Genomic DNA, 24,177 nt, shown 5'->3' with positions numbered 1-24,177 from the left:
CGGCGAATGTCGTCTTCACAGTATAACCAGATTGCTTGGGGTTATATGGTCAAGTGAAGAAGCGCATACGGTGGATGCCTTGGCAGTCAGAGGCGATGAAAGACGTGGTAGCCTGCGAAAAGCTTCGGGGAGTCGGCAAACAGACTTTGATCCGGAGATGTCTGAATGGGGGAACCCAGCCATCATAAGATGGTTATCTTGTACTGAATACATAGTGTTGCAAGGCGAACCTGGGGAACTGAAACATCTAAGTACCCAGAGGAAAAGAAATCAACCGAGATTCCCCCAGTAGCGGCGAGCGAACGGGGAACAGCCCAGAACCTGAATCAGTTTGTGCATTAGTGGAAGCGTCTGGAAAGTCGCAGGGTACAGGGTGATACTCCCGTACACAAAAATGCACTTGCTGTGAGTTCGATGAGTAGGGCGGGACACGTGACATCCTGTCTGAATATGGGGGGACCATCCTCCAAGGCTAAATACTCCTGACTGACCGATAGTGAACCAGTACCGTGAGGGAAAGGCGAAAAGAACCCCGGCGAGGGGAGTGAAACAGAACCTGAAACCGTGTACGTACAAGCAGTGGGAGCACCTTCGTGGTGTGACTGCGTACCTTTTGTATAATGGGTCAGCGACTTATATTCTGTAGCAAGGTTAACCGTATAGGGGAGCCGAAGGGAAACCGAGTCTTAACTGGGCGTTAAGTTGCAGGGTATAGACCCGAAACCCGGTGATCTAGCCATGGGCAGGTTGAAGGTTGGGTAACACTAACTGGAGGACCGAACCGACTAATGTTGAAAAATTAGCGGATGACTTGTGGCTGGGGGTGAAAGGCCAATCAAACCGGGAGATAGCTGGTTCTCCCCGAAAGCTATTTAGGTAGCGCCTCGTGAACTCATCTTCGGGGGTAGAGCACTGTTTCGGCTAGGGGGCCATCCCGGCTTACCAACCCGATGCAAACTGCGAATACCGAAGAATGTTATCACGGGAGACACACGGCGGGTGCTAACGTCCGTCGTGAAGAGGGAAACAACCCAGACCGCCAGCTAAGGTCCCAAAGTCATGGTTAAGTGGGAAACGATGTGGGAAGGCACAGACAGCCAGGATGTTGGCTTAGAAGCAGCCATCATTTAAAGAAAGCGTAATAGCTCACTGGTCGAGTCGGCCTGCGCGGAAGATGTAACGGGGCTAAACCATGCACCGAAGCTGCGGCAGCGACGCTTATGCGTTGTTGGGTAGGGGAGCGTTCTGTAAGCCGTCGAAGGTGGACTGTGAGGTCTGCTGGAGGTATCAGAAGTGCGAATGCTGACATAAGTAACGATAAAGCGGGTGAAAAGCCCGCTCGCCGGAAGACCAAGGGTTCCTGTCCAACGTTAATCGGGGCAGGGTGAGTCGACCCCTAAGGCGAGGCCGAAAGGCGTAGTCGATGGGAAACAGGTTAATATTCCTGTACTCGGTGTTACTGCGAAGGGGGGACGGAGAAGGCTATGTTAGCCGGGCGACGGTTGTCCCGGTTTAAGCATGTAGGCGGAGAGTTTAGGTAAATCCGGACTCTTTTAACGCTGAGGTGTGATGACGAGGCACTACGGTGCTGAAGTAACAAATGCCCTGCTTCCAGGAAAAGCCTCTAAGCATCAGGTAACACGGAATCGTACCCCAAACCGACACAGGTGGTCAGGTAGAGAATACCAAGGCGCTTGAGAGAACTCGGGTGAAGGAACTAGGCAAAATGGTGCCGTAACTTCGGGAGAAGGCACGCTGGCGCGTAGGTGAAGGGACTTGCTCCCGGAGCTGAAGCCAGTCGAAGATACCAGCTGGCTGCAACTGTTTATTAAAAACACAGCACTGTGCAAACACGAAAGTGGACGTATACGGTGTGACGCCTGCCCGGTGCCGGAAGGTTAATTGATGGGGTTATCCGCAAGGAGAAGCTCTTGATCGAAGCCCCGGTAAACGGCGGCCGTAACTATAACGGTCCTAAGGTAGCGAAATTCCTTGTCGGGTAAGTTCCGACCTGCACGAATGGCGTAATGATGGCCAGGCTGTCTCCACCCGAGACTCAGTGAAATTGAACTCGCTGTGAAGATGCAGTGTACCCGCGGCAAGACGGAAAGACCCCGTGAACCTTTACTATAGCTTGACACTGAATATTGAACCTTGATGTGTAGGATAGGTGGGAGGCTTTGAAGCGTGGACGCCAGTCTGCGTGGAGCCAACCTTGAAATACCACCCTTTAACGTTTGATGTTCTAACCTGGCGCCGTTACCCGGCGTGGGGACAGTGTCTGGTGGGTAGTTTGACTGGGGCGGTCTCCTCCTAAAGAGTAACGGAGGAGCACGAAGGTTAGCTAATCACGGTCGGACATCGTGAGGTTAGTGCAATGGCATAAGCTAGCTTGACTGCGAGAGTGACGGCTCGAGCAGGTGCGAAAGCAGGTCATAGTGATCCGGTGGTTCTGAATGGAAGGGCCATCGCTCAACGGATAAAAGGTACTCCGGGGATAACAGGCTGATACCGCCCAAGAGTTCATATCGACGGCGGTGTTTGGCACCTCGATGTCGGCTCATCACATCCTGGGGCTGAAGTAGGTCCCAAGGGTACGGCTGTTCGCCGTTTAAAGTGGTACGCGAGCTGGGTTTAGAACGTCGTGAGACAGTTCGGTCCCTATCTGCCGTGGGCGCTGGAAGATTGAGAGGGGTTGCTCCTAGTACGAGAGGACCGGAGTGAACGCACCACTGGTGTTCGGGTTGTCATGCCAATGGCATTGCCCGGTAGCTAAGTGCGGAAAAGATAAGCGCTGAAAGCATCTAAGCGCGAAACTTGCCTCGAGATGAATCTTCCCTGGGCCTTTAAGGCCCCTGAAGGGACGTTGAAGACTACGACGTTGATAGGCCGGGTGTGTAAGCGCAGCGATGCGTTGAGCTAACCGGTACTAATGACCCGTGAGGCTTAACCTTACAACACCCAAGCAATTTGCTTGCTTCGAGCTGAAAGGCAAAAGAGCACCAGATTGCGGTGTGTGAAGACGAAATGAACCGAAAGTTCGACGTTCACAAAACACCGAAAGCTATCACATACCCAATTTGCTGAAGCGAGACCACATGGTCGCGACTCAGTACCCGAATTTCTTGACGACCATAGAGCATTGGAACCACCTGATCCCATCCCGAACTCAGCAGTGAAACGATGCATCGCCGATGGTAGTGTGGGGTTTCCCCATGTGAGAGTAGGTCATCGTCAAGATTAAATTCCAGAACCCCTGTTTGCTAACGCAGACAGGGGTTTTGTTTTGGGCGGTCGAAAATGCGCAGATGCCGTCGCGTAGTGCTAATCCTCCGCTGTTCTATTTGATACACGCGATGCGCGTTAACCGTAGCGTCCCGAGCCTGATACTGTCGCGACAGCCAAAATCTCCCCATATCCTGCATCCCAAGACCGCCAATACCGCCTTCAATGCTAAAGTCGCTCCCTCGATTTTGCTTTTCCCAAGGAAGCCGTTATGCCGGATGCGACGTCCCTCAGCGCTGGATTCATGGTGGTTCACGGCAACCGCCTGGATGAACTGCGCAGCCTGGTTGTCAGCTGGATGCGTCGATATCCGCTTGCGCCCCTGGAAAACGAAATCGCCCTGGTCCAAAGCAACGGCATTGCCCAGTGGCTCAAATTGGCCCTGGCCGAAGACCCGGAAGAGGACGATATGGGCGGCTGTGGAATCGCGGCTGCCATTGATGTGCAACTCCCCGGCAGTTTCATGTGGCAGCTCTACCGCATGGTCCTGGGCCGTGACGAAATCCCGCAAAAATCCCTGCTCGATAAAGCCCCGCTGACATGGCGCCTGATGCGCCTGCTCCCGGAGTTGATCGATCAACCGTACTTCGAACCTCTGCAGCGTTTCCTCACTCACGACGCCGATCTGCGCAAACGCTACCAACTCGCTGAGCGCCTGGCCGATCTCTTCGACCAATACCAGGTCTATCGTGCCGACTGGCTGGAAGATTGGGCTGCCGGCCGCCATCAGTTGCGTAACGGCCGCGGTGAAACCAAGCCCCTGGACCCAGCCAACTGCTGGCAAGCTGAGTTATGGCGCGCGCTGTTGCTGGATGTAGGCGAGGAGGGCATGGCCCAAAGCCGTGCCGGTGTACACCAGCGCTTTATCGAACGCATCAATACCCTTGAGAAAGCCCCACCAGGCTTGCCCTCCCGAGTGATTGTCTTCGGTATTTCCTCGTTGCCCGCCCAGGCTCTTGAAGCCCTCGCCGGCCTGGCGCGGTTCAGCCAAGTGTTGTTGTGCGTGCACAATCCATGTCGCCACCATTGGTCCGACATCGTTGCCGACAAAGACCTGCTACGTAACGAATACAAGCGCCAGGCGCGTAAAGCCGGCATGCCCGTCACCATCGATCCGCAGACCCTTCACCAGCACGCCCATCCGCTGCTGGCAGCCTGGGGCAAACAAGGGCGTGACTACATCAGCCTGCTGGACAGTTACGACGACCCCAATAGCTACCGCGCGGCCTTCCGTGACGGCCGCATCGACCTGTTCAGCGAGAGCGAACCCAGTACCTTGCTCAACCAGCTCCAGGACGACATCCTCGAACTGCGCCCGCTCAACGAAACCCGTGAGCTATGGCCCGCTGTCGACCTGCAGCGTGATACTTCAATACGCTTTCATGTCGCCCACAGTGCCCAGCGTGAGGTCGAAATCCTCCACGACCAACTGCTCCAACGCTTCAGCGCGGACCCTGCGCTGCGCCCGCGTGACATCATCGTCATGGTTCCCGACGTCGACAGCTACGCGCCGCACATCCGTGCCGTATTCGGCCAGTTGGAGCGAACTGATCCACGCTTCATTCCCTTTACCCTCACTGACCAGGGCCAACGTGGCCGCGATCCGCTGCTGATCGCCGTCGAGCACCTGCTGAAGCTACCCGACAGCCGCTTTCCCGTCAGCGAAATCCTTGACCTGCTGGACGTTCCCGCGCTGCGCGAACGCTTCGCCATCAAGGAGCGCGACCTGCCCACATTGCATCGCTGGATCGAGGGTGCCGGGATCCGCTGGGGTCTCAATGCCGAGCAACGTGCCGGCCTCGGCCTGCCCAATGAGCTGGAGCAAAACAGTTGGCGATTCGGCCTGCGCCGCATGTTGCTGGGCTATGCCGTCGGCACGGGTCTCGCCTGCGACGGTATTGAGCCATACGATGAGATTGGTGGCCTCGACGCCGCGCTGATCGGTCCCTTGGTCGCTCTGCTCGATGCGCTTAATGACGCGCATCAAGCACTGTCGCAACCGGCCGCCCCGCACGAATGGGGCGAACGCCTGCAACGCTTGATTCAGTTGTTCTTCCTGCCCAGCAGCGAACACGATGACTTCCTGCTGGGCCAACTCGAACAACTGCGAGAAACCTGGCTGGAAACCTGCGAGTCGGTCGGCCTGTATGACGAGTTACCCCTGACCGTAGTACGTGAGGCCTGGTTGGCCGGTCTGGATGAAGGCCGTTTGTCCCAACGCTTCCTCGCCGGAGCTGTCAATTTTTGCACCCTGATGCCCATGCGCGCGATCCCGTTCAAGTTGGTCTGCCTGCTTGGCATGAACGACGGCGATTACCCGCGTGCGCAACCGCCGCTGGATTTCGACCTGATGGGCAGCGACTACCGCCCCGGCGACCGTTCACGCCGTGAAGATGACCGTTACCTGCTGCTGGAGGCGCTGCTGTCTGCCCGGGACCAGCTCTACATCAGTTGGGTCGGCCGCAGCATCCGTGACAACAGTGATCGCCCGGCCTCGGTGCTGATCGGCCAATTGCGCGATCATCTCGCCAGCGGCTGGCATAACGCACATACACAAGAGCCGTTGCTCGAAGCGATGACCCAGGAGCATCCGCTCCAACCCTTCAGCGCCCGCTACTTCCATGAAGGCGATCCATTGTTCAGCTATGCCCGTGAATGGCAGTTGCTGCACGCCGCAGTCGAGGCCATTGCCGTAGAGGACGAACTGGCGCCGCACCAGCAAGAAGAACCCTTGAGTCTCGGCCAGCTGCAGGACTTCCTGCGCAACCCGGTCAAACATTTCTTCAGCCAACGTCTGAAGGTGTTCTTTGAAGCCGCTGAGGTGCCGTTGGCCGATGAAGAGCCCTTCGTCCTCGACGCGTTACAACGCTACAGCCTGAGCGACAGTCTCTTGAGTGCGGCGCTGAGCCATCCCGATCACCTCGACCAGGCCCTGAATGCCCAAGCCCTGCGCTTGCAAGGCAGTGGCCTGCTGCCAATGGTCGGTTTCGGCGAGTGCCTGCGCAACGAGCTGATTGAGCCATTGCCCGACCTGCTGCAGCGCTATCAGCAGCTTCTGGCGCTTTGGCCGCAGCCCCACACTACCGCCGAACCGATCAGTTTTGAGCATCAAGGTATCCAGCTGGAAGGCTGGATCAGCGGCCTGCATCGACGCAGTGATGGCGGCCTGCTAAGCGTGACCACCATCCCCAACAGCATCGGCTCGATCAAGACGCGCAAATGGCACCGCCTGATTCGGCCCTGGGTCAATCACGTGGTTGCCTGCGCCTGCGGCCTGCCGTTGAGTACAGGGTTGGTGGCCAGCGACGACACCTTGTTGCTGGCCCCATTGGATCCGACCACTGCCCGGGAGATCCTCGCCAACCTGCTCTTGGCCTGGCACCACGGCATGAGCAAGCCTTTGCCCGTGGCGGTTAAAACCGCGTTCGCCTGGCTTGGCCAGACCGATCCGGCCAAGGCCCAGGCCGCTGCCAGCAAGGCCTATGAAGGTGATGGCATGACCACTGATGGCGAACGCCGTGAAACCCCGGCACTCACACGACAATTCCCCGACTACGCCGCGTTGGTCGCCAGTGAAGAGTTCGAAGGCTGGTGCGAAACCTTGTACCGCCCACTGATCAACGCCGCATGGCGATCTCTCACCCGCGAGGAGGCCGGCGCATGAGCAGCAAACCCTTGGCCCTGGCCTTCCCGCTGCAAGGCAGCCAACTGATCGAAGCCAGCGCCGGCACCGGCAAGACTTTCACTATTTCCGCGCTGTACTTGCGCCTGGTCCTCGGCCACGGTGGTGATGAATCCGGTTTTGGCCGCGAACTGCTGCCCCCACAAATTCTGGTAGTGACCTTCACCGACGCTGCCACCAAGGAGTTGCGCGAACGCATTCGCATCCGCCTGGCAGAGGCGGCACGTTTCTTTCGCGATGAAATACCGCAACCTGATGCCCTGATTGCCGAGTTGCGAGATCAATACCCGCCTGAGCAGTGGCCCGCCTGCGCCAATCGCCTGGACATCGCCGCCCAGTGGATGGATGAAGCTGCTGTTTCGACCATCCACAGTTGGTGCCAGCGCATGCTGCGCGAGCACGCGTTCGACAGCGGCAGCCTGTTCACTCAAACCCTGGAAACTGACCACAGTGATCTGCTTGGCGAAGTCTTGCGCGATTACTGGCGGTTGTTCTGTTACCCGATGCATGACGACGCGCTCAATTGGGTGCGCAACAACTGGGGCGGCCCTGCTGCCTTGATGCCACGGGTACGCGCCTTGTTCGGCAGTGAACGACCCACGGATGAAGCCCGTGAACCTGCCGAGCTGATCAACGCCTGCCTGCAAGAGCGTCGAGCAGCGCTGATACACCTCAAGGCGCCTTGGCAGCAATGGGCCGCCGAGCTGCGTGACATCTGCCTGCAGGCCGTGGCCGCCAAAGCCGTCGACGGCCGCAAGATGCAGGCACGTTACTTCGAACCCTGGTTCGAAAAGATCAGCGCCTGGGCCGCTGACGAAACCCTTGAGCAATTGGACATCGGCACTGGCTTCACCCGCCTGACGCCCGAAGGCATGGCCGAAGCCTGGAAGGGCGACCCGCCGCAGCACCCCGGTATCGACGCCATGGCTGGCCTCAAAGCTGCGCTCGACGCACTGCCAACGCCTGACGCGGCGGTGTTGCAGCATGCTGCCGGTTGGGTGGGTAAACGCTTCGAAGAAGAAAAACGCCGTCGCGCCGAAATGGGCTTCGACGACATGCTGATCCGTCTCAACGCCGCCCTGCAGGCCGACGGTGGCGAGCGCCTGGCCAGCGTGATCCGCGAGCAGTTCCCGGTGGCGCTGATCGACGAATTCCAGGACACCGATCCGGTGCAATACAGCATCTTCGACAGTATCTACCGCATCGAAGAAAACCACCTCGACAGTGGCTTGTTCCTGATCGGCGACCCCAAGCAGGCGATCTATGCCTTTCGTGGTGCCGACATCTACACCTACCTGCGTGCGCGCCAATCCACCACCGGCCGCCATCACACCCTGGGCACCAACTTCCGCTCCAGCCACGCGATGGTCGAGGCGGTGAACCACGTGTTTCAACGTGCGGAAACTGGCCGTGGCGCGTTCCTGTTCCGCGAGCCGGACGGCCAGAACCCGGTACCGTTCCACTCGGTGCTGTCCCAAGGCCGCAAGGAGCAATTGCAGGTCGACGGCCAAGCAGTGCCAGCGATGAACCTCTGGCACCTGCCCACCGATCAGCCGGTTTCCAACGCGGTGTACCGCCAGCAACTGGCCGCAGCCTGTGCCACGCAGATTGTTGAACTGCTCAATGGCGGTCAGCAAGGCACAGCCGGTTTCCTACATCCGGAGGCGGGTTTTAAAGGCGTGCTGCCGTCAGACATCGCCATCCTGGTGCGCGATGGCAAGGAGGCCCAAGCCGTGCGCGCCGAGCTGGCCGCCCGGGGCGTGCGCAGTGTGTACCTCTCGGACAAGGACTCAGTGTTCGCCGCCCAGGAAGCCCACGACCTGCTGGCCTGGCTCAAGGCCTGTGCCGAGCCGGACGTCGAGCGCCCGCTGCGAGCTGCCTTGGCGTGTGTCACCTTGAACCTATCGCTGCCGGAGTTGGAGCGTCTGAATCAGGACGAGCTGGCGTGGGAATCCCGTGTCATGCAGTTCCGTGGTTACCGCGCCATCTGGCGCACCCAGGGCGTGCTGCCGATGCTGCGTCGCCTGCTGCACGATTTCAAACTGCCGCAAACCCTGATCGCCCGCAGCGACGGCGAGCGGGTGCTGACCAACCTGCTGCACCTCAGCGAATTGTTGCAACAAGCCGCTGCGGAACTGGATGGCGAACAGGCGCTGATTCGCCATCTGGCCGAACACCTCGCCTTGTCGGGCCAGGCCGGCGAAGAACAGATCCTGCGCCTGGAAAGTGATGAACAACTGGTCAAGGTCGTGACCATCCACAAGTCCAAGGGGCTGGAGTACGACCTGGTTTTCCTGCCCTTCATCTGCTCGGCCAAGCCCGTGGACGGCAGCCGCTTGCCGCTTCACTACCACGACGAGCAGGGTAAATCCCACGTGAGCCTGCGGCCGACCGCCGAGTTGATTGCCCTGGCTGACGACGAGCGCCTGGCCGAAGACCTGCGTTTGTTCTACGTCGCCTTGACCCGCGCCAAACACGCCTGCTGGCTGGGTGTCGCCGACCTCAAACGTGGCAACAGCAGCAGTTCGGTGCTGCACTTGTCGGCGCTGGGCTATTTGCTCGGCGCGGGTTCGTTGCTGGGCGAATCTGCCGGCCTGGCGCGCTGGTTGCTGGACCTGCAGGAAGGCTGTCCCGCGATTCACTACGGCCACGTGCCCGAAGCTCAAGCCATCCTGTTCCACCCGCCGCGTAACGAAGCCACGCTGCTTGCGCCGTTGCTGCCCAAACGCAAGGCCGCGGAAAACTGGTGGATCGCTTCCTACAGCGCCTTGCGTATTGGCGACAGCATGAGCGCCGCCAGCCTCGAAGCGCCGGAAAGCCCACAAGCCCAGAAGCTGTTTGATGACGAGCGCCTCGACCCCGACGCACCGCGCGAAGTGGCGGCATCCGGCGGTGATATTCACCGTTTCCCACGTGGCCCGAACCCAGGCACCTTCCTCCATGGCCTGTTGGAGTGGGCCGGCGAAGATGGTTTCAACGTAACGCCCGAGGCGATCGAAAAAGCCGTGGGCGCGCGTTGCAATCGGCGCAACTGGGAGGGCTGGATCGTCACCCTCAGCGACTGGCTCGGTCACTTGCTGCAAACCCCGTTGCCCGTGGATAACGGCCAGGTCAGCCTCAGTGGCTTGCAGCACTACCAGATCGAAATGGAGTTCTGGTTCGCCAGCCACAAGGTAGACGTACTCGCCCTCGACAAGCTGGTGTGCCAGTACACCCACAACGGCGTGTCTCGCGTTGCCGCCGAACCGGTGTTGCTCAACGGTATGTTCAAGGGGTTTATCGACCTGACTTTCGAACACGATGGCCGCTATTACGTGGCTGACTACAAATCCAACTGGCTCGGTCCTGACGATTCGGCCTACACCCAAGCCGCCATGGAACAGTCGATCCTCGAGCATCGATACGACCTGCAATATGTCCTTTACCTGCTGGCCCTGCATCGCCAGCTCAAGGCGCGCCTGCCGGACTACGACTACGACCGCCATGTCGGCGGCGCCCTCTACCTGTTCCTGCGCGGTACGCAGGCCGCCAGCCAGGGCGCGTATTTCACTCGGCCACCGCGTGAATTGATCGAAGGCCTGGATCTGTTGTTCCAGGGCAAGCCCATCCCGCCCAAGGTTGAGCCCGCCTGGGAACAAGGAGTGTTGTTATGAGCCTGTCGCCATTGCCGTTGGAGGAACTGGCGCCCCTCAGCCGCGCCGCCGACCTGCTGCAACTCTTGGAACGTTGGGTGGCGCGTGGCTGGTTGCGCGCCCTCGACAAAGCCTTCGTCGGCTTCCTGCATGAACTCGACCCGCAGGCCGACCCCCTGGTGCTGCTGGCGGCCGCGCTGACCAGCCACCAATTGGGCCACGGCCATGTCTGCCTGGACCTGTTCGAGACCCTGAAAGCGCCGGACTTCGCCTTGTCCTTGCCGCCCGAGGGCGATCTGCAGACCACTGCCATGCTGCTGCCGTCGCAGTTGCTCGACGGTCTGGACGGCGCCCATTGGTGCCATGCCCTGGCTGCCAGCGGCCTGGTCGCGTTGGCCGTCGATGGCAGTGAATCAGCCCAAAGCCGCCCGTTAGTACTGTCCGGCAAGCGCCTGTATTTGCGCCGCTACTGGACCTATGAACGACGTATCGACACGGCACTGCGCCAGCGCCTCGCCACCCAGGAAAGCGTCGCTGCCGATTTGCCCCAGCGTTTGAATGGCTTGTTCGACCAACCCGCACCCGAGGGTGTGATCGACTGGCAAAAACTCGCCTGCGCCCTGGCGACTCGCGGGGCATTCAGCATCGTCACCGGTGGTCCCGGTACCGGCAAGACCACCACCGTGGTGCGCCTGCTCGCGTTGTTGCAGGCGCCTGCGGTGGAAGTCGGCACACCGTTGCGCATCCGCCTGGCCGCACCCACCGGTAAAGCCGCCGCGCGGCTTACCGAGTCCATCAGCCAGCAAGTACTGTCGCTGAAAGTGCCCGAAAGCGTGCGGGAAAAAATCCCGACCCAGGTGACCACGGTTCACCGCCTGCTGGGTAGCCGCCCGGGTACTCGGCATTTCCGCCATCACCTAGGTAATCCACTGCCGTTGGATGTGCTGGTGGTGGACGAGGCGTCGATGATCGACCTGGAGATGATGGCCAACCTGCTCGACGCCTTGCCGCCCCATGCGCGGCTGGTGCTGCTGGGGGACAAGGACCAGCTGGCGTCGGTGGAGGCGGGCGCCGTACTCGGCGATTTGTGCCGCGACGCCGAGGCCGGTTGGTACAGCCCCGAGACGCGTCAGTGGCTGCAGGCGGTCAGCGGCGAAGACCTTGACGCCAGCGGCCTGCAGGAAGACCTCGATGGCAGCCACCCGCTGGCCCAGCAAGTGGTGATGTTGCGTTACTCGCGGCGTTTCGGCGAGGGCAGTGGCATCGGCCAATTGGCGCGCTGGGTCAACCAGCAGAATGCCGAAGAAGCGCGCAAGTTGCTGGCCGCGCGCAGCCATCGCGACCTGTTCTGCGTCAGCCTCAAGGGCGAACACGACCACGCCCTGGAGCGGCTGGTACTGGACGGGCAGGGCGATGGCGCCGAAGGTTATCGCTATTACCTCAACCTGCTGCACAGCGCGCGCCCGTCGCTGGATACTCCACGCGAGGACGCCGCCTGGACCCACTGGGCGCAACAACTGTTGCAAGCCTTCGACGCCTTCCAGTTGCTTTGTGCCGTGCGCAAGGGACCGTGGGGGGTGGAAGGCCTCAACCTGCGCATCACCGCGGCCTTGCGCAAGGTGCGGCTGATCGAAGGTGACGAGCAATGGTACGAAGGCCGCCCGGTGCTGATGACCCGCAACGATTACGGCCTGGGCTTGATGAACGGCGATATCGGCATCGCTCTCAAACTGCCCGAAAGCGACGGGGGGCCGCAGGTATTGCGCGTGGCCTTCCCGCGCAATGATGGTCAGGGCGGTGTGCGTTTTGTACTGCCCAGCCGCCTGAATGATGTCGAAACCGTGTACGCCATGACCGTGCACAAGTCCCAAGGCTCGGAATTCACCCACACGGCGCTGATCCTGCCGGACGCATTGAACCCGGTGCTCACTAAAGAGCTGATCTATACCGGGATCACCCGCGCCAAGCGCTGGTTCAGCCTGATCGAACCCCGTGGCGGCGTGTTTGAAGAAGCGGTACGACGCAAGGTCAAGCGCTTGAGCGGGTTGATGCTGGAACTGGGTCAGGAGACGGAAAAAACTGACTGACAGGTCATGCGATATTTCTGATTCAGTCGCCTGATTTTTCTGAAAAAATAGCGGCCCCCGCGAAAGCCTCGCTTCGCGGGGTTTTCCGTTGCTGTGCTATCGTTGCGGCATCACTTTGTACACACCTGAGAGAAATCGCTGCATGAACGTGGCTGTCTCGCCCACAGAGCGCCGTATGAGCTGGGGACGCCTGTTGCTGGTGGCGGTTCTGTGCCTGCTCGCGCCCGGCGCCTTTGCCCAGGCGTCCAGCCCCGCCGACTCCCGCGCCCAGGCGGTGACCCAAGTGGTGCTGGGTATCCTCAGTTACGCGCGTTGGCCGGTGGAGCCTGCGCAATTGCGCCTGTGCATCGTCGGGCCGACCCAATACACCGACGACCTGGTCAAGGGCACCACCCAAGCCACCGGCCGCCCGGTGGTGGTGCAGCGCCTGCTCGCCGACCATCCTGATATCGTCAATAGTTGTGACGCCGTTTACATCGGCAAGCTCAGCGGCGATGAGCGCAGCCGTCTGTTCGCTTCGTTGATCGGGCACCCGGTGCTGAGCATCAGCGAAGGCGGCGACCAGTGCACGGTCGGCAGCTTGTTCTGCCTGCGGGTCGGCGATGATCAGGTGTCGTTCGAGGTCAATCTCGACTCCGTGGCGCGCAGCGGCGTGCGCATTCACCCCAGCGTGCTGCAATTGTCCCGCCGTCGAGCGCTTGCGCCATGAAGGTCGATAAGGTGCGACCGACGCTGCGCTCGGTCATCGGCCGGGGGCACCTGATCCTCGCGCTGGTGGCGGTGAGCCTGGCCAGTGTGTCGCTGACCCTGCTCGGCGTGCTGGCGCTGCGCGTGTACGCCGAGCACAACCTGCATTTGATCGCACGCTCGATCAACTACACCGTAGAAGCGGCGGTGGTGTTCAACGACAGCGCGGCGGCCACCGAGGCCCTCAGCCTGATCGCCTCCACCGAAGAGGTGGCCCAGGCCGAAGTGCTTGATGTCAACGGCAAGCTGTTGGCGCAGTGGACACGTCCGGAAACCGGCATGCTCTCACGGCTTGAACTGGAGCTGGCGCACACCCTGCTCGAACAGCCCATCAGCCAGCCGATCCTGCACCAGGGGCGCACCATCGGCAGCATTCATGTCACTGGCCATGGCGGCAGCCTGTTGCGCTTCCTGCTGAGTGGGCTGGCGGGGATCCTGATCTGTACCGCCCTCAGTGCGTGGGTGGCCTTGCACTTGGCGCGGCGTCTGTTGCGCGGCATTACCGAGCCGCTGCAACGCCTCGCAGCCGTGGCCCATGCCGCCCGCAGCGAGCGCGACTTCGACCGCCGCGTGCCGCCCGCGCGGATCGCCGAACTCGACAGCCTGGGCAGCGACTTCAATGCGTTGCTCGGTGAAATGGAAGCCTGGCAAAGCCACCTGCAAAGCGAGAACGAAACCCTTGCGCACCAGGCCAACCACGACAGTCTCACTGGCTTGCCCAACCGGGCGTTTTTCGAAGGTCGGCTGATTCGTGCCTTGCGCAGCGCGGCCAAGGTCAAGGAGCAGGTCGCGGTGCTTTACCTCGACAGCGACCGCTTCAAGGAAATCAATGACAGCTTTGGCCATGCCGCAGGCGATGCCGTCCTCGTGGCCGTCGCTGAACGGGTGCGGGCACAACTGCGCGAAGATGACCTGGTCGCGCGCCTGGGCGGCGATGAGTTCGCCATCCTGCTGGCGCCGTTGCATAAAGTGGAAGACGCCCAGCGCATCGCCGACAAGATTATCGCCAGCATGGACGTGCCGATTGCCGTGCCCGGGAATACCCAGGTGTTGACCTCCCTCAGTATCGGCATCGCCATCTACCCCGATCATGGCGCCACGCCCGGCACCTTGCTCAATGCCGCCGATGCAGCGATGTACCAGGCCAAACGGCAGGCCCAAGGCGGCCAGCAAACGGCGGAGTCGGAGAGCCCTGCCGTCAATGTTCAACACAGGAGTTGATCCCTTGTTTTCGACCGCGCGTTTTATCTTCCTCACCGTGCTGGTGTCACTGCTGGCTCTCAGCGGTTGCCAGACCGCCCCACCCAAAGGCTTGACCCCGGCCCAGGTCGCCGTGCTCAAGCAACAAGGCTTTGAGCTGACCGACGAGGGTTGGGCGTTCGGCCTGTCCGGCAAAGTGTTGTTTGGCAGCGACGTCGAAACCCTCAACAAGCCCAGTACCGAGATCGTCCAGCGTATCGGCAAGGCCCTGCTCGGCGTGGGCATCGAGCGCGTGCGCGTCGACGGCCATACCGACGCTTCGGGCAAGGAAACCTACAACCAGCAACTGTCCTTGCGCCGCGCCAAGAGCGTGGCCACGGTGCTGATCGGTGTGGGCATGAAGGAAGAAAACATCCAGCTGCGCGGGTTGGGCAGCAGCGAGCCGGTGGCGTCGAACGCGACGGCGGCGGGACGTACGGAGAATCGGCGGGTGTCGATTGTGGTGAGTGCGGACTAAGCGGGTTTTCCACCTGCCATGCATTCAAAATGTGGGAGCCGGGCTTGCCTGCGATGGCGGTGTATCAGTCAAGGTTAAGCTGGCTGACCCACCGCCTTCGCAGGCAAGCCAGCTCCCACATATATTTGCGTCTGACCAAAATCTTGCACCCGCCGCAGATTCCACACTATTTGTGTTTAACCAAAATCTTGCATCCGCCGCAGTTCAAATGTGGGAGCTGGCTTGCCTGCGAAGGCGGTGTATCAGTCAAGGCTAAGCTGGCTGATACACCGCTATCGCAGGCAAGCCAGCCCCCCCATTTATTTTGCAGTGCGCTCACGGCAACACCGCGCGCCCCCCTTAATCTGCAAACTTGATCTCCCGCGTCTCCCCCATCAATAAGCCCTGGTTCTGTTCCGTCACCTCGCGGATGTAATCCCACAGCAAGGTGATGCGTTTCAACTTGCGCAAGTCTTCCCGGCAATACATCCAGAACTGCCGAGTCAGTGTGATCTGCTCCCCCAGCACCGGCAGCAACCGAGGGTCCTGCGCCGCCAGGAAGCACGGCAATATCGCCATCGACCGGCCTTGCTGCGCTGCCACGTACTGGGCAATCACGCTGGTACTGCGCAGGCTGGCGCTGGCGCCGGGCACCACGTTCGCCAGGTAGAGCAGCTCGGAGCTGAACGCCAGGTCATCCACATAGCTGATAAACGGGTGCTCGGCCAAATCCGTGGGTTTGCGGATCGGGGGGTGCTGGTCGAGGTATTCCTGGGTCGCATACAGCTGCAGTTTGTAGTCACACAGTTTGCAGCACACGTAGGGCCCGTGTTCCGGGCGTTCCAGGGCGATGACAATGTCGGCTTCGCGCTTGGACAGGCTGATGAAGTGGGGCAGGGGCAGGATGTCCACCGAGATCGCCGGGTAAGTGTCGACGAAATGGCTGAGCTGCGGGGTGACAAAAAAACTGCCGAAGCCTTCGGTACAGCCCATGCGCACATGCCCGGACAGTGCCACGCCGGAGCCGGACACCTGCTCGCAAGCCATGTGCAGGGTGCTCTCGATGGACTCGGCGTACCCCAGCAAACGTTGGCCCTCGGTGGTGAGGACGAAGCCGTTGGTCCGAGATTTTTCGAAGAGCAATGTACCCAGCGACACTTCCAGTGAGCTGATGCGCCGCGACACCGTGGTGTAGTCCACCGCCAGGCGCTTGGCCGCGACGCTGGCCTTGCGGGTGCGGGCCACTTCGAGGAAAAACTTCAGGTCGTCCCAGTTCAGGGAGCCCAATGATGTGATGTTTTTTTGCATATTGGACCGGCTTTTATGTGCGTTCTTATTAGAGATTTGCACATCTATACTCCAAAAACGCCTCATTCCCAAGGCGATTCACGCGCCTTGTCTCTGCATAACTACAAGATTGGAGACCACATGAACGCATCTGCCGATATTTCCGTGCAACAGGTCAAGCTGCTGATCAACGGTGAATGGGTCGAGTCCAAGACCACCGAGTGGCACGACATCGTCAACCCGGCCACCCAGCAAGTGCTGGCCAAAGTGCCGTTTGCCACTGCCGATGAAGTAAATGCCGCCATCGACGCTGCCCATCGCGCCTTCCAGACCTGGAAGTTGACCCCGATCGGCGCGCGCATGCGCATCATGCTCAAGCTGCAAGCCTTGATCCGCGAACATTCCAAGCGCATCGCCGCAGTCCTCAGCGCCGAGCAGGGCAAGACCATTGCCGATGCCGAGGGCGATATTTTCCGTGGCCTGGAAGTGGTGGAGCACGCGTGCTCCATCGGCACCCTGCAAATGGGCGAATTCGCTGAAAACGTCGCCGGTGGCGTCGACACCTATACCCTGCGCCAACCCATCGGCGTGTGTGCCGGCATTACCCCATTCAACTTCCCGGCGATGATTCCACTGTGGATGTTCCCGATGGCGATCGCCTGCGGTAACACCTTCGTCCTCAAACCGTCCGAGCAGGACCCGCTGTCGACCGTGCTGTTGGTGGAGCTGGCGCTGGAAGCCGGCGTACCGGCCGGCGTGCTCAACGTGGTGCACGGCGGCAAGGACGTGGTGGATGCGCTGTGCACCCATAAAGACATCAAGGCCGTGTCCTTCGTCGGTTCGACCGCCGTCGGCACGCATGTTTATGATCTGGCCGGCAAACACGGCAAGCGCGTGCAGTCGATGATGGGCGCCAAGAACCACGCCGTGGTGCTGCCGGATGCCAACCGCGAACACACCCTCAATGCGCTGGTCGGTGCCGGTTTCGGCGCAGCGGGCCAGCGTTGCATGGCCACCTCTGTGGTGGTGTTGGTCGGTGCCTCCAAACAATGGCTGCCGGACCTCAAGGCGCTGGCGCAAAAACTCAAGGTCAATGCCGGCAGCGAGGCCGGTACCGATGTCGGCCCGGTGATTTCCAAACGCGCCAAGGCGCGCATCCTCGAGCTGATCGAAAGCGGTGTGAAAGAAGGCGCCAAGCTCGAGCTGGACGGCCGCGACATCAAGGTGCCGGGCTTTGAGCAAGGCAACTTTGTCGGCCCGACCCTGTTCTCGGGCGTGACCACGGACATGCAGATCTACACCCAGGAAATCTTCGGCCCGGTGCTGGTGGTGCTCGAAGTCGCGACCCTCGACGAGGCCATCGCGCTCGTCAACGCCAACCCGTTCGGCAACGGTACCGGCCTGTTTACCCAGAGTGGTGCGGCGGCGCGTAAATTCCAGAGCGAAATCGACGTGGGCCAGGTCGGCATCAACATCCCGATCCCGGTGCCGGTGCCGTTTTTCAGCTTCACCGGTTCGCGTGGCTCCAAGCTCGGCGACCTCGGCCCGTACGGCAAGCAAGTGGTGCAGTTCTACACCCAGACCAAAACCGTCACCAGCCGCTGGTTCGACGACGACACGGTCAACGATGGCGTCAATACCACCATCAACCTGCGCTGATTCCGGGAGACGACCATGAAGATTGCATTTATCGGCTTGGGCAACATGGGCGCGCCCATGGCCCGCAACCTGATCAAGGCCGGCCACGCGCTGAACCTGTTTGACCTGAACCAGGCCGTGCTCAAGGAATTGGCCGAGCTGGGCGGCACTATCAGCGATTCACCCCGCGATGCGGCGAAAGACGCCGAGCTTGTGATCACCATGCTGCCGGCGGCCGCGCATGTGCGTAGCGTGTGGCTGAATGAAGACGGCGTACTCGCCGGTATCGGCCAAGGCGTGCCGGCGGTGGATTGCAGCACCATCGACCCGCAGACGATCCGCGACGTAGCGGCTGCGGCGGCCAAGCAAGGTGTGGTCGTGGCTGACGCCCCAGTCTCCGGTGGCACCGGCGGCGCCAGTGCCGGCACCCTGACCTTTATGGTCGGCGGCACCCCTGAACTGTTCGCCACCCTGCAACCGGTGCTGGCGCAGATGGGGCGTAACATCGTGCATTGCGGTGAGGTCGGCACCGGGCAAATCGCCAAGATCTGCAACAACCTGCTGCTCGGAATCAGTATGGTCGGCGTCAGCGAAGCTATGGCGCTGGGCGATGCGCTGGGGATCGACACCCAAGTGCTGGCCGGCATCATCAACAGCTCCACCGGACGTTGCTGGAGTTCCGACACCTACAACCCATGGCCGGGCGTGATTGAAACCGCGCCGTCATCGCGCGGCTACACCGGTGGCTTTGGCGCTGACCTGATGCTCAAGGACCTTGGCCTGGCCACCGAGGCTGCGCGCCAAGCCAAGCAGCCCGTCATCCTGGGCGCCGTGGCCCAGCAGTTGTATCAATCGATGAGCCAGCGCGGGGAAGGCGGCAAGGACTTCTCGGCGATTATCAACAGCTACCGCAAACCCAAATAACCTTGTAAGGGGACCTCCTGTGGCGAGCGGGCTTGCCCGCGTTGGGCTGCGAAGCAGCCCTAAAGGAAAACGCCGCGATCTTCCTGGAAGATCGCGGCGTCTGGATCAGGGCTGCTGCGCAGCCCAACGCGGGGCAAGCCCGCTCGCCACAACAATGTCAAAGTTGCCCGCTTTGGAAGCGATTTAAGCAAACACAAAATACTTACGCACCGTCTCGACCACTTCCCACGTCCCCTTCATTCCCGGTTCCACCACAAAGATATCCCCAGCCCGCAAATGGATCGGTTCCAGGCCTTCTGGGGTGATCACGCAGTAGCCTTCCTGGAAATGGCAGTATTCCCACTTCACGTATTCCACGTACCACTTGCCTGGTGTGCAGATCCAGGTGCCCATGATCTTGCTGCCGTCTTCGCTGGTGTAGGCGTTGAGGTTGACGGTGTGCGGGTCGCCTTCGAGTTTTTCCCATTTGCAGGCATCCAGGACCGGCAGGGGGTGGGTGTCGCGCAGTACGGTGATGGGCTTGGACATGATGACTCCGAGGCAGTGAATGCAAAGATGCACCCTAAGGCCTTGGGCGTCGTGCCAGTGGTCTGAACTCGACATCGGGATGCCCAGAAGCGCAAGTCCCGCGCAATACAAAACCCTGTAGGCGCCGGCTTGCCAGCGACGGGCCTCGTAGGAACGCCATCGCCGGCAAGCTGGCGCCTACATTTGAAATATCCAATCACAAATAAGGCAATTCCTCGCAGTAAGTACGAAAGAAATCCCGCCTGGCGCTGGAATTCGCAAGAAAATTCACAGCTGGCCCTCGTATCATTCACCCCAGTAACCGCCGAGAGCCTTGAAATGAATCCAATAAAAACGTGGTGGGACATCAGCCCCCCCTTGAGTACGGCGACCCCGACCTGGCCGGGCGATACGCCGTTCCAGGAAGAGCGCGTCTGGCAGTTCGGTCCGGAATGCCCGGTGAATGTCGGGCGCATTACCTTGTCGCCGCACACCGGTGCGCACGTCGATGCGCCGCTGCATTACAGCGCGGACGGCGCGCCGATTGGCGAGGTGTCGCTGGATGTCTACATGGGGCCGTGCCGGGTCCTGCATTGTCTGGACAGCGGCGCGCTGGTGCAGCCGCATCAGTTGGAAGGGCGTGTGGATAACCTGCCAGAGCGCGTGCTCTTGCGTACTTATCCACACGCGCCGCTGACCGAATGGGATTCGAATTTCACCGCCATCGCCCCGCAGACCATCGAGTTGCTGGCGAGCCTCGGCGTGCGGCTGGTCGGGATCGACACGCCGTCCCTCGATCCGCAGCAATCCAAGACCATGGATTCGCACAACGCCGTGGCCCGTCATGGCATGGCGATTCTTGAAGGCATCGTGCTCGATGACGTACCGGAGGGCGACTATGAATTGATCGCGCTGCCGTTGCGCTTTGCCAACCTCGACGCGAGCCCGGTCCGCGCCATTCTCCGCCCGCTCAAGGAGCCCACGCGATGAGCCAATGTCCCTTCTCTGCTGATTACCAACCGCCGGAAGAATGGCATAACGCCGAGCTGAATTTTTCCGAGTCCATGAGCTATGGCGACTACCTGGACCTGGGCAAAGTCCTCAGCGCCCAGCACCCGCTGTCGCCGGACCACAACGAAATGCTGTTCATCATCCAGCACCAGACGTCTGAGCTGTGGATGAAACTGATGCTCCACGAACTCAAGGCCGCCCGCGAACATGTGCGCCTTGGCGAGTTGCCGCCGGCGTTCAAGATGCTGGCGCGAGTGTCGCGCATCTTTGATCAACTGGTGCACGCCTGGGCCGTGCTGGCGACGATGACGCCGTCGGAGTACAAGGCGATCCGTCCGTTCCTGGGGCAGTCGTCGGGGTTCCAGTCGTTCCAGTACCGCGAGATCGAATTTATCCTCGGCAATAAAAGCGCGGCGCTGTTGCGTCCTCACGCGCATCGGCCGGAGTTGTTGAACGAGTTGAAAGTGGCGATTGCCACGCCGTCGCTGTATGACGAGGCAGTCAACCTGATGGCCAAGGCGGGCCTGGCGATTGACCCCAAACGCGCCGAACGCGACCCGACGGCGGCCACGGTTCACGATGAATCGGTGGAAGCCGCGTGGCGTGAGGTGTACCGCGATCCGAGCCGGTATTGGGACTTGTATCAGTTGGCCGAGAAGTTCATCGACCTGGAGGATTCGTTCCGCCAGTGGCGCTTCAGGCATGTGACGACGGTGGAACGGATTATCGGCTTCCAGCCCGGTACTGGTGGTACTGAAGGCGTGGGGTATCTGCGCAAGATGCTCGACACCGTGCTGTTCCCCGAGCTGTGGCGAGTGCGTTCCACGCTATGAAAAAAGCCCCGGATAACCGGGGCTTTTTCATTTGGAATGCAATCAACAGTGGGAGCTGGCTTGCCTGCGATGCGGTGTGTCAGCCACCACAGCCATCGGCTGACCCACCGCCATCGCGGGCAAGCCCGGCTCCCACAGGTATCACTGTGCGTTGACTGGCGCGTTACTTCTGCGCACCCGCATCCGATACGCGATGTAGATAATCCCCACCCACACCGGCATCGCATACACCGACTCACGAATGCCCGGGATCGCCAGCATCACGCTGACGATCATCAGCATGAACGCCAGGCACAGGTAGTTGCTGAAGGGGAACCAGAAGGTCTTGAACGACGGCACCACGCCTTGCTCGCCCATGGCCTTGCGGAACTTGATATGGGTGATGCTGATCAGCGCCCAGTTGATCATCAGCGAGGCAACCACCAGCGCAAACAGTAACTCCAGCGCACTCTGGGGCGCCACGTAGTTGACCACCACGCACAGCATCGTCACCAACGCCGAAATGGCCAGGGCACGCAACGGCACGCCTTGTTTGTTGAGCTTCATCAGCGCCTTGGGTGCATCCCCCTGCTCGGCCAGGCCGAACAGCATGCGGCTGCTGCAGTACACGCCGCTGTTGTACACCGACAGCGCCGCGGTCAGGACCACGAAGTTGAGGATGTGCGCCGCGGTGTCGTTGCCGATCAGCGAGAAGATCTGCACAAACGGGCTGCCGCTGTAGGCATCGCCCGACGCGCCGAGGGTTTGCAGCAATTGGTCCCAGGGGTACAGCGACAACAGCACAGTCAGTGCGCCGACGTAGAAAATCAGGATCCGGTACACCACCTGGTTGATCGCCTTGGGGATCACCTTGCGCGGCTCGCTGGCCTCGGCGGCGGTGATGCCCACCAACTCCAGGCCACCGAACGAGAACATGATGAACGCCATGGACATCAACAGCCCCATGCCGCCATTCGGGAAGAACCCGCCGTGGCTCCACAGGTTAGTGATCGAGGCCTGCGGGCCGCCGGTGCCGCTGAACAGCAGGTAGCAGCCGAGCACGATCATGCCGACGATCGCCACCACCTTGATGATCGCGAACCAGAACTCGGCTTCACCGAAGAACTTCACGTTGAGGGTGTTGATCAGGTTCACCGCGACAAAGAACACCAGCGCACTGACCCAGGTCGGAATCTCCGGCCACCAGAACTGGATGTACTTGCCCACGGCCGTGAGTTCGGCCATGCCTACCAGTACGTAGAGCACCCAGTAGTTCCAGCCCGCCAGGAAGCCTGCGTAACCGCCCCAGTATTTGTGCGCGAAGTGGCTGAAGGATCCGGCCACCGGCTCTTCGACGATCATTTCGCCGAGTTGGCGCATGATCAGGAACGCGATGAAACCGGCAATCGCATAGCCGAGGATCATCGACGGTCCCGCCGACTTGAGCACGCCTGCCGAGCCGAGGAACAGCCCCGTGCCAATCGCCCCTCCCAAGGCGATCAGCTGAATATGCCGGTTCTTCAAGCCCCGCTTGAGGCCTACCGGGTTAACCATGTCATCCGCCATTAACATTCCCTTCTACTTGTTTTTCTCAGGGTTGATTGCACGCCGCACCAGCCCCTCAGAAGTGCTGAGGGTCAGATATTACTCTGCGTGAACTTTTCGTAATACAGCTGAACGCCATCAAGTGCCTGATCTGCCAGCCATTGCTGGATGGATTCGACCATTGGAGGGGGGCCGCACACGTACATATCTGCCGATCTGTCCCGCAATTCGGCCAGGTCGAAATGTTCGGTGAGGTAACCGCGCTTGCCGGGCCACGCCGGCGATGGGTTGCTCAGCACTTCGGTGTAGCGAAAATCGAGGGTGGAGGCGTATTGGTCGATACGTTCGGCCTCGCACAGATCCTCGGCACCGCGTACGCCGTAATACAGGTGTACCGGTTGGTCACAGCCGCTGGCAACCAGTTCATCGAGCATGCCCAGCAAGGCCGACAACCCGGTGCCGCCAGCGACCAGCACCAGCGGCTTGGTCACCTGACGCAGGTAAAAAGCGCCCAGCGGCGCTTCCATCAAGAGGCGGTCGCCTACCTGGCAGCGCTCACGCAGGTAGTTGCTCATCACGCCGTCGGGCAACAGGCGAACCAGGAACTGCAGCTGATTGCCGGGCCGGTTGGCGAAGGAATACGAGCGCCAGCTGTCGGTGCCGGGAACGGACAGGCGCGCGTACTGGCCGGGCAGAAAATCCAGCGACGCGTCCAGCTGAACCTGCAGGATCGCCGTGCTGGCGGACACCAACTGCACCGCGCTCACTGTGCCTTGCAGCTGTACCGGGCCGGGCGCATTGCACAGGCTCGAATCAAAGTCGAAGTAGAACGTCGCGTCGGATTGCACCCGGGTCTGGCAACTGAGCATCTTGCGTTGCTGCAGGTCGAGGCTGGAGAGGGCTTCCTCGTCCACATAATCCTGGGTGTACTCGCCGGACTCGCAACGGCCCTGGCACGTGCCGCATACGCCTTCGCGGCAATCCAGGGGGATCTTGATGCCGTTGCGCAGCGCCGCATCCAACAGGATCTCGTGGGCGCCCACCGGGAAAAACAGGGTCTTGCCATCGGCGAAGCTGAAGGCCACTTTGTGATTCATGTGTTGGTCTCCGCAGAGTCATGAGTGTGTCGAGTGCGCCTGTCGTGGCGAGCGGGCTTGTCCTGCGAGCGGGCCCTGGTCCAGGCACCGTTGTTTGACTGAAGAGATGCGGTGACTGTATTGGGGCCGCTGCGCGGCCCAACGCGGGGCAAGCCCGCTCGCCACAACAAGCCCGCTCGCTACAACAATCCTGCTCAGCACAACAATCCTGCTCGCCACAACAAGCG

14 protein-coding genes and 2 rRNA genes are annotated in these 24,177 nt (G+C 60.8%); 12 read left to right on the top strand and 4 right to left on the bottom strand.

Annotated elements, in window-relative coordinates:
* The first annotated feature begins 47 nt into the window (after positions 1–47).
* The 8 genes from JFU04_RS24910 (at position 48) to JFU04_RS24875 (ending at position 15,150) form a co-directional block, all read left to right on the top strand.
* A 23S ribosomal RNA gene (locus tag JFU04_RS24910) occupies positions 48–2,954 on the top strand.
* Positions 2,955–3,124: 170 nt separating this feature from the next.
* Positions 3,125–3,240, top strand: a 5S ribosomal RNA gene (gene rrf, locus JFU04_RS24905).
* A gap of 256 nt (positions 3,241–3,496) precedes the next feature.
* On the top strand, positions 3,497–6,949 hold the full coding sequence (gene recC, locus JFU04_RS24900; RefSeq protein WP_201145877.1) for an exodeoxyribonuclease V subunit gamma: 3,453 nt from the start codon (positions 3,497–3,499) through the stop codon (positions 6,947–6,949).
* The gene (recB, locus tag JFU04_RS24895) at positions 6,946–10,620 is read left to right on the top strand and encodes an exodeoxyribonuclease V subunit beta (protein ID WP_201145876.1); all 3,675 of its coding nucleotides are present in this window, start codon (positions 6,946–6,948) and stop codon (positions 10,618–10,620) included. The genes recC and recB overlap by 4 nt, the downstream gene beginning before the upstream one ends.
* Positions 10,617–12,686: an exodeoxyribonuclease V subunit alpha gene (gene recD, locus JFU04_RS24890; protein ID WP_106802624.1), complete on the top strand. Its 2,070-nt coding sequence runs from the start codon at positions 10,617–10,619 to the stop codon at positions 12,684–12,686. Before recB ends, recD begins: the two co-directional genes overlap by 4 nt.
* Before the next feature lie 142 nt (positions 12,687–12,828).
* Positions 12,829–13,395 carry a YfiR family protein gene (locus tag JFU04_RS24885; protein WP_065908401.1) on the top strand — a complete coding sequence of 189 codons (567 nt, stop codon included), beginning with the start codon at positions 12,829–12,831 and terminating at the stop codon, positions 13,393–13,395.
* Positions 13,392–14,654 carry a diguanylate cyclase domain-containing protein gene (locus JFU04_RS24880; RefSeq protein WP_065908403.1) on the top strand — a complete coding sequence of 421 codons (1,263 nt, stop codon included), beginning with the start codon at positions 13,392–13,394 and terminating at the stop codon, positions 14,652–14,654. Before JFU04_RS24885 ends, JFU04_RS24880 begins: the two co-directional genes overlap by 4 nt.
* Positions 14,655–14,658: 4 nt before the next feature.
* Positions 14,659–15,150 carry an OmpA family protein gene (locus JFU04_RS24875; protein WP_201145875.1) on the top strand — a complete coding sequence of 164 codons (492 nt, stop codon included), beginning with the start codon at positions 14,659–14,661 and terminating at the stop codon, positions 15,148–15,150.
* A 339-nt stretch (positions 15,151–15,489) separates the two neighbouring features.
* On the opposite strand, the gene JFU04_RS24870 is transcribed toward JFU04_RS24875, so the two are convergent.
* Positions 15,490–16,437, bottom strand: coding sequence for a LysR family transcriptional regulator (locus JFU04_RS24870; protein ID WP_065908407.1), 948 nt, complete (start codon positions 16,435–16,437; stop codon positions 15,490–15,492).
* A 120-nt stretch (positions 16,438–16,557) separates the two neighbouring features.
* Here JFU04_RS24870 and JFU04_RS24865 point away from each other — a divergent pair, with 120 nt between their 5' ends.
* On the top strand, positions 16,558–18,075 hold the full coding sequence (locus JFU04_RS24865; RefSeq protein WP_065908408.1) for a CoA-acylating methylmalonate-semialdehyde dehydrogenase: 1,518 nt from the start codon (positions 16,558–16,560) through the stop codon (positions 18,073–18,075).
* Between the two features lie 15 nt (positions 18,076–18,090).
* Positions 18,091–18,978 (top strand): 3-hydroxyisobutyrate dehydrogenase, encoded by an 888-nt coding sequence (mmsB, locus tag JFU04_RS24860; RefSeq protein ID WP_065908412.1) that lies wholly within the window; start codon positions 18,091–18,093, stop codon positions 18,976–18,978.
* Positions 18,979–19,161: 183 nt separating this feature from the next.
* On the opposite strand, the gene JFU04_RS24855 is transcribed toward mmsB, so the two are convergent.
* Positions 19,162–19,506: a cupin domain-containing protein gene (locus tag JFU04_RS24855; RefSeq protein WP_010566207.1), complete on the bottom strand. Its 345-nt coding sequence runs from the start codon at positions 19,504–19,506 to the stop codon at positions 19,162–19,164.
* 318 nt (positions 19,507–19,824) lie between these two features.
* On the opposite strand from JFU04_RS24855, the gene kynB reads away from it, so the two are divergent.
* A complete protein-coding gene (gene kynB / locus JFU04_RS24850; RefSeq protein ID WP_120449909.1) occupies positions 19,825–20,475 on the top strand; it encodes an arylformamidase in 651 nt (216 codons plus the stop codon).
* A complete protein-coding gene (kynA, locus tag JFU04_RS24845) occupies positions 20,472–21,329 on the top strand; it encodes a tryptophan 2,3-dioxygenase (RefSeq protein WP_065908419.1) in 858 nt (285 codons plus the stop codon). The genes kynB and kynA overlap by 4 nt, the downstream gene beginning before the upstream one ends.
* 141 nt (positions 21,330–21,470) lie before the next feature.
* Here kynA and JFU04_RS24840 read toward each other — a convergent pair whose 3' ends face one another.
* Positions 21,471–22,874, bottom strand: coding sequence for an amino acid permease (locus tag JFU04_RS24840; RefSeq protein WP_201145874.1), 1,404 nt, complete (start codon positions 22,872–22,874; stop codon positions 21,471–21,473).
* Positions 22,875–22,945: 71 nt separating this feature from the next.
* Positions 22,946–23,950, bottom strand: coding sequence for an anthranilate 1,2-dioxygenase electron transfer component AntC (gene antC, locus JFU04_RS24835; RefSeq protein WP_201145873.1), 1,005 nt, complete (start codon positions 23,948–23,950; stop codon positions 22,946–22,948).
* Positions 23,951–24,177: the final 227 nt, after the last annotated feature.

Origin of the sequence: Pseudomonas sp. TH21 (genome assembly GCF_016651025.1) — a bacterium.
GTDB lineage: Bacteria > Pseudomonadota > Gammaproteobacteria > Pseudomonadales > Pseudomonadaceae > Aquipseudomonas > Aquipseudomonas aylmerensis.
The sequence above is the reverse complement of the archived record's forward strand: the minus strand, read 5'-3'. Positions and strand labels throughout refer to the sequence as shown.

Coding starts and splice junctions, on each gene's coding strand:
- JFU04_RS24865 (WP_065908408.1), top strand. CDS start 16,558: ATGAACGCATCTGCCGATATTTCCGTGCAACAGGTCAAGCTGCTGATC.
- antC (WP_201145873.1), bottom strand. CDS start 23,950: ATGAATCACAAAGTGGCCTTCAGCTTCGCCGATGGCAAGACCCTGTTT.
- JFU04_RS24855 (WP_010566207.1), bottom strand. CDS start 19,506: ATGTCCAAGCCCATCACCGTACTGCGCGACACCCACCCCCTGCCGGTC.
- recD (WP_106802624.1), top strand. CDS start 10,617: ATGAGCCTGTCGCCATTGCCGTTGGAGGAACTGGCGCCCCTCAGCCGC.
- JFU04_RS24870 (WP_065908407.1), bottom strand. CDS start 16,437: ATGCAAAAAAACATCACATCATTGGGCTCCCTGAACTGGGACGACCTG.
- mmsB (WP_065908412.1), top strand. CDS start 18,091: ATGAAGATTGCATTTATCGGCTTGGGCAACATGGGCGCGCCCATGGCC.
- JFU04_RS24880 (WP_065908403.1), top strand. CDS start 13,392: ATGAAGGTCGATAAGGTGCGACCGACGCTGCGCTCGGTCATCGGCCGG.
- JFU04_RS24885 (WP_065908401.1), top strand. CDS start 12,829: ATGAACGTGGCTGTCTCGCCCACAGAGCGCCGTATGAGCTGGGGACGC.
- JFU04_RS24840 (WP_201145874.1), bottom strand. CDS start 22,874: ATGGCGGATGACATGGTTAACCCGGTAGGCCTCAAGCGGGGCTTGAAG.
- recC (WP_201145877.1), top strand. CDS start 3,497: ATGCCGGATGCGACGTCCCTCAGCGCTGGATTCATGGTGGTTCACGGC.
- kynB (WP_120449909.1), top strand. CDS start 19,825: ATGAATCCAATAAAAACGTGGTGGGACATCAGCCCCCCCTTGAGTACG.
- kynA (WP_065908419.1), top strand. CDS start 20,472: ATGAGCCAATGTCCCTTCTCTGCTGATTACCAACCGCCGGAAGAATGG.
- recB (WP_201145876.1), top strand. CDS start 6,946: ATGAGCAGCAAACCCTTGGCCCTGGCCTTCCCGCTGCAAGGCAGCCAA.